Raw genomic sequence first — 16,140 nt, 5'->3', positions numbered from 1 at the left:
AAAAGAGTTGGAATTGATACATCAAAACCTGTCCAAATATCTCAAACAGGATGCTCCTGAAATACAAAGATCTTCTCATAACCAACTCCCTTCTTTGTAAAACCATAATAATAGGCAGCGATTTCACTCGCTGCCTAAATTCCCATTAAACCGATATCCTACACCTCGTACTGTTTGTATATATAATGGTTGTCCAGGATCATCTTCTATTTTTTCTCTGATATTGCAGATATGTCGCATAACCACATTATAATCACCGGAATAAGGTTCATTCCATACCAGATCATAAACCATTTCTTTTCCAAATATTCTACCTGGACTTTTCGCTAAAAGAAGTAAAATATCATATTCATATTTTGAAAGATGAACATCACTATCATTCTTTTTAACAATTCGTTCCTGTAGATATATTTTTAATTCTCCAAACCTTATAATTTCCGGTATGAATTGGTTTTTATGTTCCCAGCTAGTCAATATGTTTTCACTTATGCTTCCATTAGCATCTGTGATTCTCTCAATAATTTCTATCTTTTTCACCTTTATTGCCTCTACATTATTAATTTTATATTCTATATATCATCTGCCATTTGACTTTTTTCTTCTACAAGTAATATAATATATTTATTACATATGTAGGATTTAGCAGGAGGATTTTATTATGTCACTACCCCAGATTTCAGAAGCCGAATTTGAAGTTATGAAAATTGTATGGAAATATGCTCCCATCAATACAAATGAAATTACAGAAAAACTTACTCTAACTACCAGCTGGAGTCCAAAAACAATTCAAACTCTTATCAAGAGACTTGTTTCCAAAAAAGCTCTTTCCTACGAAAAACAAAGCCGGGTATTTGTCTATACTCCATTAGTCCAAGAAGATGAATATATACGCCAGGAAAGCAATTCTTTTTTAAAGCGATATTATAATGGAAATCTTTCTTCTATGCTGGCTTCTTACCTTGAAGACGATAAGCTCTCTTCAACAGAAATTGATAACTTACGCCATTTATTATCAAAACATCAGAAATAGGAGGTTTTGAATGAGCAACTGGATCATCCACTTTTTAATCAGTAATATCTTCATATGTATTTTTACACTTGTAATAATCGGAACAAAAAAACTTCTGAAAAAATATTTATCTGCGACTACACAGTACCATCTCTGTTTTCTTTTATTTTTACTACTTGCCGTGCCATTTTTTCCTGTACAGATTCATGGCTCACAACTTTTTTCATGGTTACATTTTTTTCAAACTGACTCAGGACTTAACTCTGGTACCGACACGCTATCCGAACTTACCAGTAATACACAAAATATTTTGTTAAACCAGGTGAATGATTTTTCAGTTTCCATCAGTAGTCAATTTTCTGGAGGCTTGAATACCATACTCTTTCTAATATGGATAACGGGTGTTATGATTATGTCAGTCCTCACCCTTCATTCATTAAACTATGTACGTTCCATAAAAAGATCTGCTCTCCCGCTTCAAAATCAGCAGGTAAAAACTATTTATTACAATTGTTTAAAGGAACTTAAAATCTCTCACCCAGTATCAGTCTACAGTACTGCATTTTTAAAATCACCAGTTTTAATCGGAATAATACATCCCAGAATTTACATTCCCATCCATTTAATTTCCGAACTGAATCCTGATGATATGCGTTTTATGCTGCTACACGAATTACAGCATTACCGTCACAAAGATATATTTATTGGCTTCCTCATGGTCATAAGTAATATACTCTACTGGTTTAACCCTTTTGTTTGGTACACTTTAAAAGAAATTCTCTGTGACCGTGAAATAGCCTGTGATTCTGCTGTATTGCAGATGATTTCTGCTGATGAATACCAAGCTTATGGAACTACACTGATTAATTTTGCAGAAAAAATATCCTCTTTTTCCTCTCCACTGGCAGTTGGAATGTCCGGAAATTTTAGGCAGATGAAACGACGTATTCTCAACATCGCCGTTTTTAGGAAAGAAACTCTTTATCAAAAAATGAGAGCATTGATAATTTATCTGGTCATTAGTGCTGTTTTTATTGGATGTACACCCATTTTATCCATTGATGCCTCTACTCAAAGCGTATATCATTTTAGTGATACAGACAAAAATATCTCCCTGTTAGATATATCCGAAACATTTGGAACATATGATGGATCATTTGTTTTGTATGACAATAATTTGGATTCCTGGAAAATATACGATCTTGAAGAAGCCACCAAACGTATTCCGCCAGAGTCTACCTACAAAATATACGATGCATTATTAGGGTTGGAATCCGGAATCATCACACCAGAACACTCTTCCATGACATGGAATGGTGATGCCTTTCCTTTTCCATCCTGGGAAGCTGATCAGGATTTAAACTCTGCTATGCAAAATTCCGTTAACTGGTATTTCCAGGCAATTGATTCGCAGCTCGGAATTAACAGAGTCCAGGAATTTTTGAATAAAATAGAATATGGAAACCAAACAACCAGTTCAAATCTGGATTTATACTGGTCCGATTTTTCATTAAAAATCTCGCCTTTAGAGCAAGTAACATTATTAAAAAAATTTAACACAAATGAATTCCATCTAAATTTCCAAAATGTATTTTCTGTTAAAAATGCTATAAAAATTGCCAGTACACCTAATGGTAATTTCTACGGAAAAACTGGAACCGGTCGTGTCAACGGACAGGATATCAACGGCTGGTTTATCGGATATGTAGAAACTTCCGATAACAGCTATTATTTTGCAACCAATATCCAAAGTGATTCTAATGCAACTGGCAAAAAAGCATTTGAAATCACTTCTGATATCTTAAAAAAATTACATATATGGAATTAACAAATATGAAAGGGCTGATAGTTGTTATCAGTTCTTTCTTTTTATTCTATATTGATATTTGGGAACTTCTTTCGTACCATTATTCAGAATTTTATTCCCCATATATTTAAAACTCTTATCATCGTTGAACTTAACAGTCAGCTCACTTGTAATAACGGCATCATTACATATAAATGTATCACATACAGCATCAACAACCAACACACTGTTTCCCTCTCCGCTATCTCTTATTTCAACGACCTCCGGTAAAGATGTTCCAAAATAAGTAGGGCTATAATTTAAACAGCCTAATCGTTCCCAGTCATAAGTTTGATGTTCCGAATCAAATACTGCCCATTTTTTAATTTGATCTGCTGTTATCGGCAAAAACTCCATTATCAGATTTTCAAACTCTTCTGCCGGAATTCCACTTGAGTTACCTGAAAACTCATATCTCTCCCCGTATTTCATTCGATATAAATATTCATATAAACCATTATAATCTAACCCTTCCATATCAGATCTATCCCAATCAGAACATAAAAGATTATTCCCCTGATATCCAAGCAAATACACACACCTCTTTGAAACTTCCCTGCATTCATCACTTAAAGGTTTAATTCTTATCATAGAACTGCCATCAACCGCTTCTGATACTTCCGGATACTTTGGAACGCATAGCGTATAACCAAACCAGCCTTTTTCTGTATATTTCCATTCTTCTATCCTTGTATACGAAACATATACAATAGATGGATTGTCGTTCATACCCCAAACAGCTTTCACAGCCAGCAAATACATATCTGTCCCATCATAATTGAATTTGAGTCTTTCTATCCCACCATCCCTGTTAATCCTATATAAGACGATATCTCCTGTCAGATCCTGTTCTGCCCTGAAAAGAAATTCTTCCATTTTAGAATAATTAGCCATATTTGAATACGGTGCTGATGTAATAACGGGGACATTTTTTTCCTTTAATACTTCCTGCATTTCTTCCATTACTGTCTCAGAAACTACTATATTCGATGAAGTCCCTTTATCCGCCTTTTGATAAATGACTTTCATCTGATTCATAACATTCTTACAATCTTCAATAGCTTCTTCTTTCACGACTTCATCTACTGGCAAATCATATCCTCTTTCTTGTACAGCATAATTCGCAGTTTCCTGTGAAATATATTCTAAATCAGCCCCTTTACATTTTGTATTTCCTATGAAAAAGCATCCCGAAATAAATAAAACGCTCATCATCTTTTTCAGTTTTCTTTTTGTAATCATATCAATTATCTCCATAACATTCCTCCCACTTTTCGTCTGATAATCTTTCTGTATACCAGGTAACCTCTATTTCTGACCTTGATACATAATTGGATACATATTGAAATCTATCTTTATCTAACAGCCGAATGGTTACGCTATGACAAAACGCCTGATCTAATTCTTTTTGTGGCCATACCGCATTTACTTCCAGTGTTATTGTTCCATCTTGATTTTCTATGTAGGAAACAACTTCCGGATATGGAATATATGGTGTGGGAGCAAAATCATATACGATTCCTCTGGTTCGATACCGATATGTCTGTATTTCTGTGTGAAATACCGTTCCTGTCTGCAGTATCTCTGCGCTTATATTAAAATATTTTTGAAATATCGTTTCAAATGATTCTTTTGGGATTTCATAAGTCTTTCCTTCCTTAAATTCATCAGTTTTTTCTTCCATTGAAAGTAAACGATCAAAAACATCATAAAAATTTATTCCATCATAATTTTTTTCACTCCAATTAGAAGTAAACAATTTATTAAGTGTATATCCAAAAGGAAGTATATATTTTCGATTCAACTCCCGACATTTTTTATTTAACGGTGCTACCCGAAAGTCCCGATATCCAGACGGTCCATCATATCCTGCCGGATGATATTCTTCTATAAAGAAATGCCCGTTTTCTGTATATTTCCATGAATTAGCTCTAAACTCATGATAATATGTTTCCTGCCAAGTGTCCTCTTTCCATTTAAAAGAGCTTACTTCAACGTCTATTTTCCCCTGTTTGGTTTTCAGATCATACCGGATAAAATGATCCCCTGCTATAACTTGAAATATAGTAGTTTTTCCATTCTTCTCTTTTTCTGCTTTTTTCAAAAAATCATCTACTTTAATACTTTGAACCATATCCAGCTGATTGTAGGAATCAATTACTGCATATCCATATTTTCCAAAATAATCCATACTTTTTTGTATTGTACTCAGCTCATATAGTGCATTTTCTTTCACAGCATTCTCATATATGTTCCGATAGCCTTCTGCTAGCATTTCACACTCTCTGTAAATTTTTTCTTTCGTATCTTCAATTGTCTTTTTCTGCTCTTTCTTTATGCCACATCCACTACAGACAGCAAGAAAAATAACTCCCACAAATATTTTCCAAATTTTTTTCATATCATTTTCCTCTTACATTTGTAATATTTAAAGGTAAAAATTATTCATTACCAAGATATTCATCCAGTATCGCCTTATCCTTTTCCACCACATAACCGCTTCCTCCAATATCTTTCACATTCTCTACCATACTGATGAGCAAAATAGGATTCTTTGTATCTCTATCTGTAGTAAAAACTGTAAACCAGCCAATTTCTGTTCCAGATGTATCTTCTTTTGTAGCTTTCAGTTCCGCTGTTCCGGTTTTTCCTGCTAATCTAATGTCTTCCCGGCATGCTCCATAACCAGTTCCTTCCGGGTTATTCACTACACCCTCTAACCCCTCCATAACCTCCGAAACAATTTGTGGTGAAAAAGCATCTTTTATCCAGATTTCACTGGAAGTGCTTCCATCATCCGCGTGAAGATATGGCTTTATCATATTTCCATCATTTAGAAAAGCCGTATAAATGCTTGCAAGATGCAAAGGATTTACCAGAATCTGTCCCTGTCCATACCCACTGTCAGCAAGCTGGATTTCTGTTTCTATCTTGTCCATATTAGAATATTGGGACTCTGACATTTTAATATCAAATGGAAGTTCCTGATTAAATCCTATTTGATTTAGAGACTGCATCAGTTGATCCGCACCAATTTTTAATGCTGCTTTTGCAAAATAAATATTATCTGAATAAATAAGCGCATTTTTCAAGATCACAGGTTCATAATCATGAAGTGTAGTCACTGTATAATCTCCCCACGAGGAATCTTTCTGCCACGCCAGACCCTCATTTCCAAAATCGTCATTTGCAGTAAATGCCCCCACTTTTAATCCAATTGCAGCAATTACAGGTTTAAAAGTTGAGCCAGGACACCATGTCTGGCGAAAGCGGTTGTATAAAGGCCTATCTTCATTTTCATTTAATGCACTCCACTGGCTGTTGTCCATTCCACGTACAAAATCATTATCATCATAAGATGGCGTACTTACCAACGCCAATACTTCCCCTGTGTAAGGATTCAAAGCCACAGAACATCCTCTGTCTTCTTTAAATTGTTCATAAAGAGTACTTTGAAGATCACCATCAATCGTAGTATGGATATCTTCTCCATCTTTTCTAGGCTCATATGCAATAACACTTTTTTTATTTCCATTTGCATCTACAATACAGATTTCACACCCATCTGTTCCTTTTAGTTCTTTTTCATAAAGCGTTTCCAGTCCAGTCTTTCCAATCACACTGTTTGTACGATACCCTTCCCCTTTATGTTCCTGCAAATCTTCGGCTGTAACCGCCTGTACATACCCTACCAGATGAGAGGCAACTTCTTTTAGATAATAAGTTCGTACTTTTACATCAGATAACATAATACCTGGAATCTTCAATAATGTGTCCTGCTTTTCTTTTTCTTCCAGAACAGTTTTATCCGGATTCACTGTCAAAAGATCGACCTCTTGTATTTTAGGAATTGTTGCTACTGGTACAAAAGAATCTGCTTTTACCCAACCGGCTTTTAACTTATCCTCAATTTCGTCTGCTCCAATTCCAAGATACTCTGCCAGTTTTTTTATTGTATCTTCTCTGTTCTCCATCCTGCCCGGAACAATTCCTACCGAAGATGCAGTTCCCTCTCCAGCCAACTGACGACCATTTCTGTCTAAAATATCTCCTCTCTTTGCCTCTTCTGACGTTACCTGAACTTTATCCGTTGCAGATAACTCTGGAAAAATCAACTGATCCTGCCAGATTAAATGATATCCTGTCCAATCATGTGAAAATACCGCATCGTTGGTAAATTCTACATTTCCTGCAGCAGTCTGCATATTTGTTGTATAGGAAACTGCCGCATTTCCGTTTTCTTGTCTTTTTACTGTAATATCGGTTATGGACAGATCAGACATCTCAATGCCTTCATATATTTTAGAATTTCGTTCTATAAATTCTTCCTTACTGTTCATGCTGCTTTTTTTCTGATCCAGCATGGCATACATTTGCTCATATTCCCCTTTTTCAATATATTTCATATATTCCATTAGTCTTTTTTCAGGAACATTACAATTCATTATTGTTACAATACCGATTCCACCACCAATCAATATACCGCTAAATAAAACTATTTTTGTAATAATCTTCGTGTGTTTTTTTCTTTTCTTTTTTCTCATATAGTTTTATTTCTCCTTTTTTCATATTTTCTTAAATATTACACTTGTAATATTTAAACGTCAAGCTTTTTCTTAGGTTTATATATGTAAACAAGAGGAAAGATTTGGATAAAAAAAGAAAGGGCATCTCAAAGCCTTCTTTGATAAAGAACTTTACGACACCCTGAGGTAATGGTTTCTCCGGATGTTTCCCAAGCATCTTAATACTAATAAGTTACAGGAGCAACTTTCAAATCTTATTTCCAACAAGAAGTCAATAAATACTCAATACGTTTCCTTTAAGCAAGAAACAAAAGAGTTGGAATTGATACATCAAAACCTGTCCAAATATCTCAAACAGGATGCTCCTAAAATACAAAGATCTTCTCATAACAAACTTCCTTCTTTGTAAAACCATAATAATAGGCAGCGATTTCACTCGCTGCCTAAATTTCCGTTAAACCGATATCCTACACCGCGCACCGTTTGTATATATACCGGATGTCCAGGATCATCTTCTATCTTTTCTCTAATGTTGCAGATATGTCGCATAACAACATTGTAATCACCCGAATAGGGTTCATTCCAGATTATATCATATATTTGTTCTTTACTAAACACTCTTCCAGGACTTCGCATTAATAAATGCAAAATTTCAAACTCTGTAAAAGACAAATCTATTTTTTTCTGCTTTCGGAATAATTCTCTTGTGGCTAATAAAATAACAATATCTCCATAATGTATTTTCAATGGATTTATATTTTTTTCATCACAATATATATTTCGTCCGGTTTTCAAAGCAGCAAGAACAGACTCTATTATTTCTTCTTCACTATCTTTAAACGATAATAATAATATTTTTCCTATGTTTTCACTCCCTCTAACAGATGTTTCTTCATCTAATTATAAACTTCTTTTCTGCGATATATAAAATAAATAACTGGAACAATCAATAATAGCAGAATGGAGTACGATATTATTAAAATAGGAACTGCGCAAAACACTTTTCCTCCGATTTCATACAAGTTAAAAAATTTAACTACCTGATTCATTTGAAGCATTTGATCTGGAAGAAGTCCCAAAATTTTATTTAATAATGGTAGACTTGTTCCTGATAAAAATGATGGAAGAAAAATCAAAATAAAAGGCACGATTACCGCTATTACTGATGAGTTTGTCTTCGCAGAAACCAACATAGTTAGAGATTGCATAAATAAACATCCCAGATATCCACCAAGAACTATCAAAATATATTCCTGAGCATTCGTGATATTATAAATACTCTTCCACCCACTCATACTAGACTGTATGGGACAATTTGCTCCGTCTACACCAAGAATTCCCAAAACAAGCATAGTGTATAACAACATAACCGCCCAGTAAATAGCCGTTATTATGATTGCTCCTGCTTTCACTTTTGCCCATACAGCCTTATTTCTGCCATAATAAGAAGAATAAAAAACTGCATTCGCTTTCAGCTGAAATTCACCTGAAAAAATACCTGCACAAAGGAAACCTAATACCAATGTCAAAATCATAATTATTGAGGGTGAATATTGAAATAAGTTTTTCCATCCCGCTTGATAATCATAATATAAAGGGGTTTTCATTTTTTCATACGCTCTTATTAAATAACTTTTTTCCTTTTCAGAAAACTGATCCTTTCCATCAGTTTCTAACCAATTTTTCAAATTTTTGATACGATTAGAATAAAAATCTACTGCTTCATCAGGAGAAAGAGAATCTGCCAGATAATAATTATAATCGTTAAACTCTCCATAATCACAATTTAGTAAATCCCTTATATCCATGAAACCCTGTCTTTGACTATATGCTATATCATTCTGTCTAAAATCATTCGACTTAGCTTCCGGTGTCTGTGAAATCCTGACATTTTCTTCAATAATTTTTCTAAGCACATCCTCTGTCAGTTCTCCTGACCATTCTTTTTTCAACTCACGAACCTTTAACATAGCCGATATTCCACTTTCCGCATCACCATTACGATTCACATATTTATTATCCCCGATGATAAAAGACAAGACTACTGAAATTACAATAAAAATAAATATCAGCGCAACCTTACTTCCTTTTTTTGAAAAAACTTTTTTTATTTCATAATACGTCATAATCATCACCTGTTTTCTCTCCGAAATAATATAAGAATATGTCCTCCAAAGTCATCGTTTCCTCTTTCGCATTATAGTGTGGAGATTTTTCAGACAAAATGCGTAATTCTATTCCATCCGAAAGTGTTTTCATATTTGAGACTTTAAACTGTTTTTGCCACATTTCAACTTCATTATTTGCAACTACACAACTCCATACTTTTACTGGTACTGACTGAATAATCTCTTCTTGTGTTCCTGAATGGCTAATCTTTCCATCTTTCATCAATAACACCTGGTTGGCAATGTATTCAATATCCGACACAATATGTGTTGATAATAGCACGAGACGATCCTGTGACAATTCACTGATCAGATTTCGAAAACGTATCCTTTCATTCGGATCCAGACCTGCAGTAGGCTCATCGAGGATCAAAATCTTTGGGTTATTTAGCATAGCTTGGGCAATCCCTGCACGGCGTTTCATTCCTCCAGACAATTTTTTCATTTTTCTATTCTGCATTTTAGCCAACCCAACCTGCCGCAGAAGTTCTGTTACACGCTTTCGTGCAATACTTATTCGCATTCCTTTAATTGACGCAATATACATTAAATAATCATGAACCGAAAATTCCGGATAAAATCCAAATTCTTGAGGTAAATAACCAAGAATTCTCCTATATTCGCCATCCAATGCAAAAATATCTTTTCCATCACATAATATGCTTCCCGAAGTAGGTTTAATAAGTGTGCAGAGCATTCTCATCAGCGTTGTTTTTCCAGCACCGTTGACACCAAGAAGCCCATAAACTCCATTACTCATCGTCAGCGTGATATCATCAACTGCTTTAAATCCCTGAAATTCTTTTGTTAATTTTTTCAATTCTAATTCCATAATCAAATTCCTCACATTTCTCTGATTACGACCGTTGTGTGATTTCTCGTAATTGACACCATAATAGTCTTATACACTTGCCCCATTACTCTCGTAATATCTTTCACTGCATTTCCATACTCGCCAAATACTGTAACACAAATATAAAACAGATAATATCATCATTCCACACCATATTGATGTAGATATATGCTCATAAATACTATCTTTGAGAACTACAAGCGTCCAAACAGCAATCCAAATCAGACAGGAAAATAATGTGGAAGATACATAATCATCTCCTTTACTGCAAAGTAATCGAAAACATATGCAGCATGTCACATTCATTGGCAAAATAAATTGTATTAAGATATCCATAAATGTAATCTGTAACACAAAAGTGCTGGTTATCAAAAACACACTCAATAGGCAAACATCTACCATGCCGAAGAGTAGCATTCGTGCGGCATATATATTCTTTATGGAAAAAAATGTTGCACCTTCTACTTCCATAGCCCCATTGCTTCTATTTTTCCAGAGTTCCGGAAGTATCAATATTACAAAACTCGGTGCCAAAATCCCCATGCAGCGCCTTGTATAAATACTACTGTCTGATAAGAACATTGTCATCCAAAGGATTAGTAATACTGCCCCTTGAGCAAACCACCAGTGCTTCTGTATATACGAAGCCTGCTGATATAAAAATTCTAACCATGACATATTTCTTTCGATTTCTCTATCCCAATATGCTTCTTTCGATTTTATAATGGTCTGTTGTAATTTTTTCTCATCTATATTTCTATCCTTCTGATTTTTTGCATACGCATGCAATTTTTCATCAACTGTCATCATCATTTCTTATCCCCCAGATAAACACTCAACAATTCTTTTGCTTTTCCTATCCTATATTTTACAAGAGGAAGTCCTATGCCAATAATGTCTGCTACTTCTTTTAATTTCAAATCCTGAAAATAATGTAGAATAACTACTTCCTGCAAATCTTCTGGAAGTTTTTTTATTGATTCTTCTATATCTATTTTATTCTCAATTACAGCAATTGGATTTTCCCCCTTATCTGGTAACGCTTCCATCACAATATCTCTTTTTTTCTTATAACTATCCCGACATAAATTTCGAGCAATCACATACAAATAATTAGCAGTCTTTCCCAAATGATGATACGATCTAAATGATCGAAAAAAGTGTTCAAATGTTGCTTGAGTAATATCTTCTGCATCACAGTCTGTGTATGTATGTAATCGACAATAATTCCGTATAGTTGAATAGTATTTTTTTACGAATACCTCTATAGCTTCTTCATCACCATTTTTCATTTTGTGAATCAAAAGAAAATCTGCATCCACTTCTTTCCTCCTTTTTCTACTGAAAGCACTTTCTATTATATATAACGAATAAATTGTACAAAAAGATAGTCAAAAATATTTTTCTTGCTTTTTATTATATCATTAATTACACTGCTCTTTTACATACTCGCTTTATTTTACTATGATGCATTGTGAAATTTAAAAGCCAATAATAAAATTTATCATATTAATAATATGTGCCAGTTTCTCAATCGGATTGGCTACTTTCTCCAATTTAAATAAATTCTATCTAACACTAATTCACACAAAATATTCTCTATTTTTTATAATTATCTTCCAAATCCACTTTATAATCTTCCAGATCCATAAGAAAAATCTCATAGCCTTCATCACTCATGCAGAACAGCTTTCTTATGGTATTGCAGACCAGCCCGATCATATCCGCATCCCCTTTCAGAAATGGAATGATATTGTCGATAGCTTCCATCGTATCATTTCGGTTGCCTTTATCAAACATTGCGGTCACTAAGCATTCATCTGTATCAAAGTTCATTGCCAGATTCATCATAATTCTACATTTCCCTTCTTATGTGCTTTGGATTTTTCAGTTGCCATTTCTTTCTGCTCCTGTGCTTTTGCTCTTGCCTGGAACTCTTTTAACGACTGCAGCACGGATTTTTTCAGTTCCCCTTTTCCACCCTTTGCAGGCTCTTTGTTTTGTTCCCGGTTCGATTCTACTGATACGGATTCTTTCTTGAATGGTGTTTCTGAAACTTTCTGTTTCACTTCCACGGTCTGTTCTGCCTCCTGCACTTTTCCATGTTTCTCATTCAGATACTTTTCCATGTCATTGATTGCTTTCTGTACCAATGGGCTTTCCTTATAATGTGGAATCATATCAATCAGATCCCTGTCTATCCTGTCTCCACTCATGAGTCCGTATTCCCCGGAATAATCCTCATCCCCGTCCTGCAGATCAAAACCAATCCCTTTGATTCCATGCAGGCGTTCTGCCGGAATACTTTCATAGATTTTGATTGCTTCTTCCAGAGTAAGATTATTATGGTACTCACCCATGACCGGGAACTCCATGCACTCTGCTACATAGAAACTGATCGTAGCTTCTGGCTGTTCCTGTTCTGATTGTCTGGTAAAGATAGAAAAGGTTTCTGCATTTTCTAAACGGGAGAGCAGTGACCGGGCAGTTATCACATCACTGTCTATATCAGATTCTTCCGATACTTCAACCAACCAGTCCTTTAAACACCCTGTTTTCTTATTCAGAATGTCCTCTGTGATTTTCTTCACCTGTTCTTCCCTGTTCTCAACGATATCTTTATATTCGTAAGTGTCATATTCATAGCTGAAATTATCTAAATCCACCGCCAGCTTTTCGATTTCCTTCTGATCAAGATAGGCTTCTGACTCTTTCATATATTCTGCCAGAGTGATTCTTTCTTCTGCGATAGGATTGATGTCCACCTTAATACCTGCCATTGCTATACCATGAGCATTTAATTCATTGAAGAAACTGTCCTCCCGGATATTGCCACGATAAGAAAGCACCACATCAAGGTCAGAATCATCTCTGTAAAGTTCCTCTCTGCTTCTGGAACCATGCACCCTTGCTGCAAGCAGCTCTACTTCATTTTCTAATCCCATATCTTCCAGAATACCCTGTGCGTGATACAAGACACCCCGTTCCACTTCTGCCCTGCTAAGACCATTTAATGCTGCTTCATCTCTTCCAATCTCAGAAGTCGCACGAAGCTCACCTGACTGTAGTAAATCCTTTGAATGTTGGATGGTCATTGCCTCAAATTCTTTATAGTCCACTTTGACACATTCCATATCATCCATTCTTTCACTTTTTAAGATTTCATAAGTAGCTTTCTGAACAGATACTTTGGGATCGTCATAATCATTGGAATGGATTTCGTGCAGGTCAGAATCATAAAAAATATAAAAATAGCCTTCTTCCGTTGCCTGTACGGTCAGATACCCTTTGCTCTTGGTAAACTGCATTACAATTCCCTCACAGGTATCCACTGCTCTTTTCCTGTCATAATCCTCAAAAATACTTGGTGGACAATTCTTTAATAACTGTGCCAGCTGCATCTGCCGTTCGCCTGCTTCTTCCACTTCTGCCATCAAATCCTCATAGTCAACGGGAACTGCATTTTCCAGGGACATTTCTTCATCTTCCAGAATATCTTCCATTGCCTGCTGCATAGAAATATCAGGATTGTCATAGGCACCGCCGTCGATCTCATCGTAATCCAAAGCATAAAAGGTATAATCATAGCCTTCCTCTGTTCTCTGGATTGCAAAATACCTATCGTCAATCTTATATGCCAGTTCATCCGGTTCCAGTTCCGGCATAAGTCCTTCCACAGAAATCCCTTTCTCCTGCAGATATTCTGAAATAGCTTCCAATGCTCCTGCATCATACCCATTCCAGAGATCTTCTGCGACAAGCTGACCATGTTCCGATACGATAATCCCTGCCACATCTGAACCATACTCATCATGTTCCATGAAGAAGAACTTCTCCCCTGCATACTCTCTTTCATCTACTGTATGCCAGGTTCCTGCATGTCCATCTGCTTCAAATCCTCTGGTATCTGCTGTAATGGTGACTTCCGCTTCATCTAATGCCTGTTCAATCTTCTGCATACGGATCTCTGCCCTTGCCATATCAATAAATCCATCTAACACCGCTGGGTGGCTTTCTATCACATAATCCTGATTCAGATTCTTCCCCTGATTGATATTTTCCGGGATTTCGATATGTTCTGCCCAGTCTTTGTTCTGTTTGGAAAATCTGCCGTCATAAGAAAGTTCCCGAAGTGTATTTGCCATAACAAACGTCATACGTTCTTCTCCAAACTGTTCCAGCACTTGTTTTGCGACATCTTCCTTTAAATGCAGCCCGTCAAAATTTAATGCGATTGCTTCCTCGATTGCTTTCTTACAATCAATATTTAACTTTCTGGAATCCAGATAAGCATCTACATCCCGTTCTTCCATTGCCTGAGCAAGTGTTCCTTTATAAACTGGCGGATAGGCTCTGGTATGATTATTTTCCAGCATCTCCATTCTCTGCTGTACAAAGTCCGGAAGTTCCTCAAAGCCGAAAGAATCCACATAATAAGCCTTTGTCTCCGCCGTCCGGTTTATAACTATGACGTCGCTTACCGATAAGGAATGTCCATGAAAATCGTTCGGGCGGTTGATATTAAATCTCTCAAAAATATCCTCTAATGTGATCGTTGGTGTCCACGGAGCCGCATACACCATCCTGTAGTCTTTCCCCTCAATGGTATAGCCTAATTTTTTAGCTGATTCAAAACCCATAAACTGATAAGTATGCTCTCCGCCCGTATCCATCTGATAGATTGCAAAACGACCGCTTTCTCCATGAAAAAGCAAAGTTTCATCAATCTTTTCCGCACTGTCCTGTTCCAGTTTTTCCTGTCTGGTGGCAGATGCTTCTTTTTCTTCATATTGCATGATATTTTCTCTTTCCAGCTCATGCATCTGCTCCTCAATGTTCCCAATGATCTCTGCAGATGTTTTTCGGATGGTATCCATTGATGCTTTCAACGCCTTCATATCCCTGCTCTCGCACCAGCTGGCGATATAGGTAAACGAATATTCTGAAGTATCCAGACCAAAATGGTTGCAGACAATATAAGCGATACTTTCTGCTTCCACTTCCTTTGTTGTTTGGTCTTTTAAGACGCCTTCCACATCCATTACTTCCCGGTCATGCAGCAATGCGTGGCTCACTTCATGGACTCCGGTTTTCATCGTCTGTACATTACTCATATCTTCCTTTATCGCAATATATTTTTCTGTCTGGTGATAATAGCCTTTTGCATCCCCTTCCACATTCATCATGCGGATCGGTACAGGAGAAATATTCTGCAATGCCTGCATAAACGTATCATAAAACTGTACACTTCCGGTAAGCTCCGGTACCTCCAGTTCTGCGATCGGTTCCCCCTCTGTCTGGCTGACATCAAACACTGTCGTTACACGGAATCTCGGTATCACCATCTCCACGATCTCTGTTTCCGGCTGTCCATCATCCCCGATCACAGGCTCTTTTGTTACCGGGTCGATCTTTTCAATCTCCTGTTTCTCCCGTATCGGTGCTGGTGCGATGATCTGGATTCCTTTCTCTCCACGTTTTACATGACGGTTAAATTTCTTCTGCCATGCCTGATAGCCTGCCACCAGTGTTGCTTCCGGTTTCTGCATGGTGATCAGCAACGTGTTATTAAAGCTGTAATTGTGGAACTTTGACATGGTATTCAGATATTCGGTATATCTCTCCGAAGTAAAGATTTCCTTTACTCCCTGTTCCAGCCGTTCCGATATTTCTTTTAACTGTTTTTCTATATTATTTGCCATAAACAAACCCTCCATTTTATGTCCCCGCCAGAGAAA

13 protein-coding genes are annotated in these 16,140 nt (G+C 36.2%); 2 read left to right on the top strand and 11 right to left on the bottom strand.

Annotated elements, in window-relative coordinates; genetic code table 11:
- Positions 1 to 123 precede the first annotated feature (123 nt).
- Positions 124 to 537 carry a winged helix-turn-helix domain-containing protein gene (locus G5B11_RS09235; RefSeq protein WP_005426519.1) on the bottom strand — a complete coding sequence of 138 codons (414 nt, stop codon included), beginning with the start codon at positions 535 to 537 and terminating at the stop codon, positions 124 to 126.
- Positions 538 to 655: 118 nt separating this feature from the next.
- Between G5B11_RS09235 and G5B11_RS09230 the strand changes: the two genes are divergently transcribed.
- Complete coding sequence (locus G5B11_RS09230; RefSeq protein WP_092073165.1) at positions 656 to 1,030, top strand: BlaI/MecI/CopY family transcriptional regulator; 375 nt, start codon at positions 656 to 658, stop codon at positions 1,028 to 1,030.
- A 10-nt stretch (positions 1,031 to 1,040) separates the two neighbouring features.
- Complete coding sequence (locus G5B11_RS09225; protein WP_173727778.1) at positions 1,041 to 2,837, top strand: BlaR1 family beta-lactam sensor/signal transducer; 1,797 nt, start codon at positions 1,041 to 1,043, stop codon at positions 2,835 to 2,837.
- 27 nt (positions 2,838 to 2,864) lie between these two features.
- On the opposite strand, the gene G5B11_RS09220 is transcribed toward G5B11_RS09225, so the two are convergent.
- The 10 genes from G5B11_RS09220 to G5B11_RS09175 form a co-directional block, all read right to left on the bottom strand.
- Positions 2,865 to 4,112, bottom strand: a complete 1,248-nt coding sequence (locus G5B11_RS09220) for a DUF6070 family protein (RefSeq protein ID WP_055059611.1) — start codon at positions 4,110 to 4,112, stop codon at positions 2,865 to 2,867.
- Positions 4,099 to 5,256, bottom strand: a complete 1,158-nt coding sequence (locus G5B11_RS09215; RefSeq protein ID WP_062807810.1) for a DUF6070 family protein — start codon at positions 5,254 to 5,256, stop codon at positions 4,099 to 4,101. The genes G5B11_RS09220 and G5B11_RS09215 overlap by 14 nt, the downstream gene beginning before the upstream one ends.
- A gap of 40 nt (positions 5,257 to 5,296) precedes the next feature.
- Positions 5,297 to 7,399 (bottom strand): penicillin-binding transpeptidase domain-containing protein, encoded by a 2,103-nt coding sequence (locus G5B11_RS09210; protein WP_173727776.1) that lies wholly within the window; start codon positions 7,397 to 7,399, stop codon positions 5,297 to 5,299.
- A 414-nt stretch (positions 7,400 to 7,813) separates the two neighbouring features.
- The gene (locus G5B11_RS09205) at positions 7,814 to 8,176 is read right to left on the bottom strand and encodes a winged helix-turn-helix domain-containing protein (RefSeq protein ID WP_191868085.1); all 363 of its coding nucleotides are present in this window, start codon (positions 8,174 to 8,176) and stop codon (positions 7,814 to 7,816) included.
- Between the two features lie 101 nt (positions 8,177 to 8,277).
- Positions 8,278 to 9,507 carry an ABC transporter permease subunit gene (locus G5B11_RS09200; RefSeq protein ID WP_044926005.1) on the bottom strand — a complete coding sequence of 410 codons (1,230 nt, stop codon included), beginning with the start codon at positions 9,505 to 9,507 and terminating at the stop codon, positions 8,278 to 8,280.
- Positions 9,494 to 10,381 (bottom strand): ABC transporter ATP-binding protein, encoded by an 888-nt coding sequence (locus tag G5B11_RS09195; RefSeq protein WP_005426530.1) that lies wholly within the window; start codon positions 10,379 to 10,381, stop codon positions 9,494 to 9,496. The genes G5B11_RS09200 and G5B11_RS09195 overlap by 14 nt, the downstream gene beginning before the upstream one ends.
- A 69-nt stretch (positions 10,382 to 10,450) precedes the next feature.
- On the bottom strand, positions 10,451 to 11,215 hold the full coding sequence (locus G5B11_RS09190; protein ID WP_173727774.1) for a hypothetical protein: 765 nt from the start codon (positions 11,213 to 11,215) through the stop codon (positions 10,451 to 10,453).
- On the bottom strand, positions 11,212 to 11,724 hold the full coding sequence (locus G5B11_RS09185; RefSeq protein WP_021650349.1) for an RNA polymerase sigma factor: 513 nt from the start codon (positions 11,722 to 11,724) through the stop codon (positions 11,212 to 11,214). Before G5B11_RS09185 ends, G5B11_RS09190 begins: the two co-directional genes overlap by 4 nt.
- Before the next feature lie 277 nt (positions 11,725 to 12,001).
- Positions 12,002 to 12,253: a transposon-transfer assisting family protein gene (locus tag G5B11_RS09180; protein ID WP_117739739.1), complete on the bottom strand. Its 252-nt coding sequence runs from the start codon at positions 12,251 to 12,253 to the stop codon at positions 12,002 to 12,004.
- Positions 12,250 to 16,104 carry a DUF3849 domain-containing protein gene (locus G5B11_RS09175; RefSeq protein WP_173727772.1) on the bottom strand — a complete coding sequence of 1,285 codons (3,855 nt, stop codon included), beginning with the start codon at positions 16,102 to 16,104 and terminating at the stop codon, positions 12,250 to 12,252. The genes G5B11_RS09180 and G5B11_RS09175 overlap by 4 nt, the downstream gene beginning before the upstream one ends.
- Positions 16,105 to 16,140 lie beyond the last annotated feature (36 nt).

The sequence above is a fragment of the Blautia glucerasea genome (genome assembly GCF_013304385.1).
GTDB classification, from domain to species: Bacteria; Bacillota; Clostridia; order Lachnospirales; family Lachnospiraceae; genus Blautia_A; species Blautia_A ammoniilytica.
This window is presented reverse-complemented; position numbering and strand designations above follow the sequence as displayed.

Coding starts and splice junctions, on each gene's coding strand:
- G5B11_RS09210 (WP_173727776.1), bottom strand. CDS start 7,399: ATGAGAAAAAAGAAAAGAAAAAAACACACGAAGATTATTACAAAAATA.
- G5B11_RS09200 (WP_044926005.1), bottom strand. CDS start 9,507: ATGACGTATTATGAAATAAAAAAAGTTTTTTCAAAAAAAGGAAGTAAG.
- G5B11_RS09195 (WP_005426530.1), bottom strand. CDS start 10,381: ATGGAATTAGAATTGAAAAAATTAACAAAAGAATTTCAGGGATTTAAA.
- G5B11_RS09190 (WP_173727774.1), bottom strand. CDS start 11,215: ATGATGATGACAGTTGATGAAAAATTGCATGCGTATGCAAAAAATCAG.
- G5B11_RS09225 (WP_173727778.1), top strand. CDS start 1,041: ATGAGCAACTGGATCATCCACTTTTTAATCAGTAATATCTTCATATGT.
- G5B11_RS09180 (WP_117739739.1), bottom strand. CDS start 12,253: ATGATGAATCTGGCAATGAACTTTGATACAGATGAATGCTTAGTGACC.
- G5B11_RS09175 (WP_173727772.1), bottom strand. CDS start 16,104: ATGGCAAATAATATAGAAAAACAGTTAAAAGAAATATCGGAACGGCTG.
- G5B11_RS09215 (WP_062807810.1), bottom strand. CDS start 5,256: ATGAAAAAAATTTGGAAAATATTTGTGGGAGTTATTTTTCTTGCTGTC.
- G5B11_RS09220 (WP_055059611.1), bottom strand. CDS start 4,112: ATGGAGATAATTGATATGATTACAAAAAGAAAACTGAAAAAGATGATG.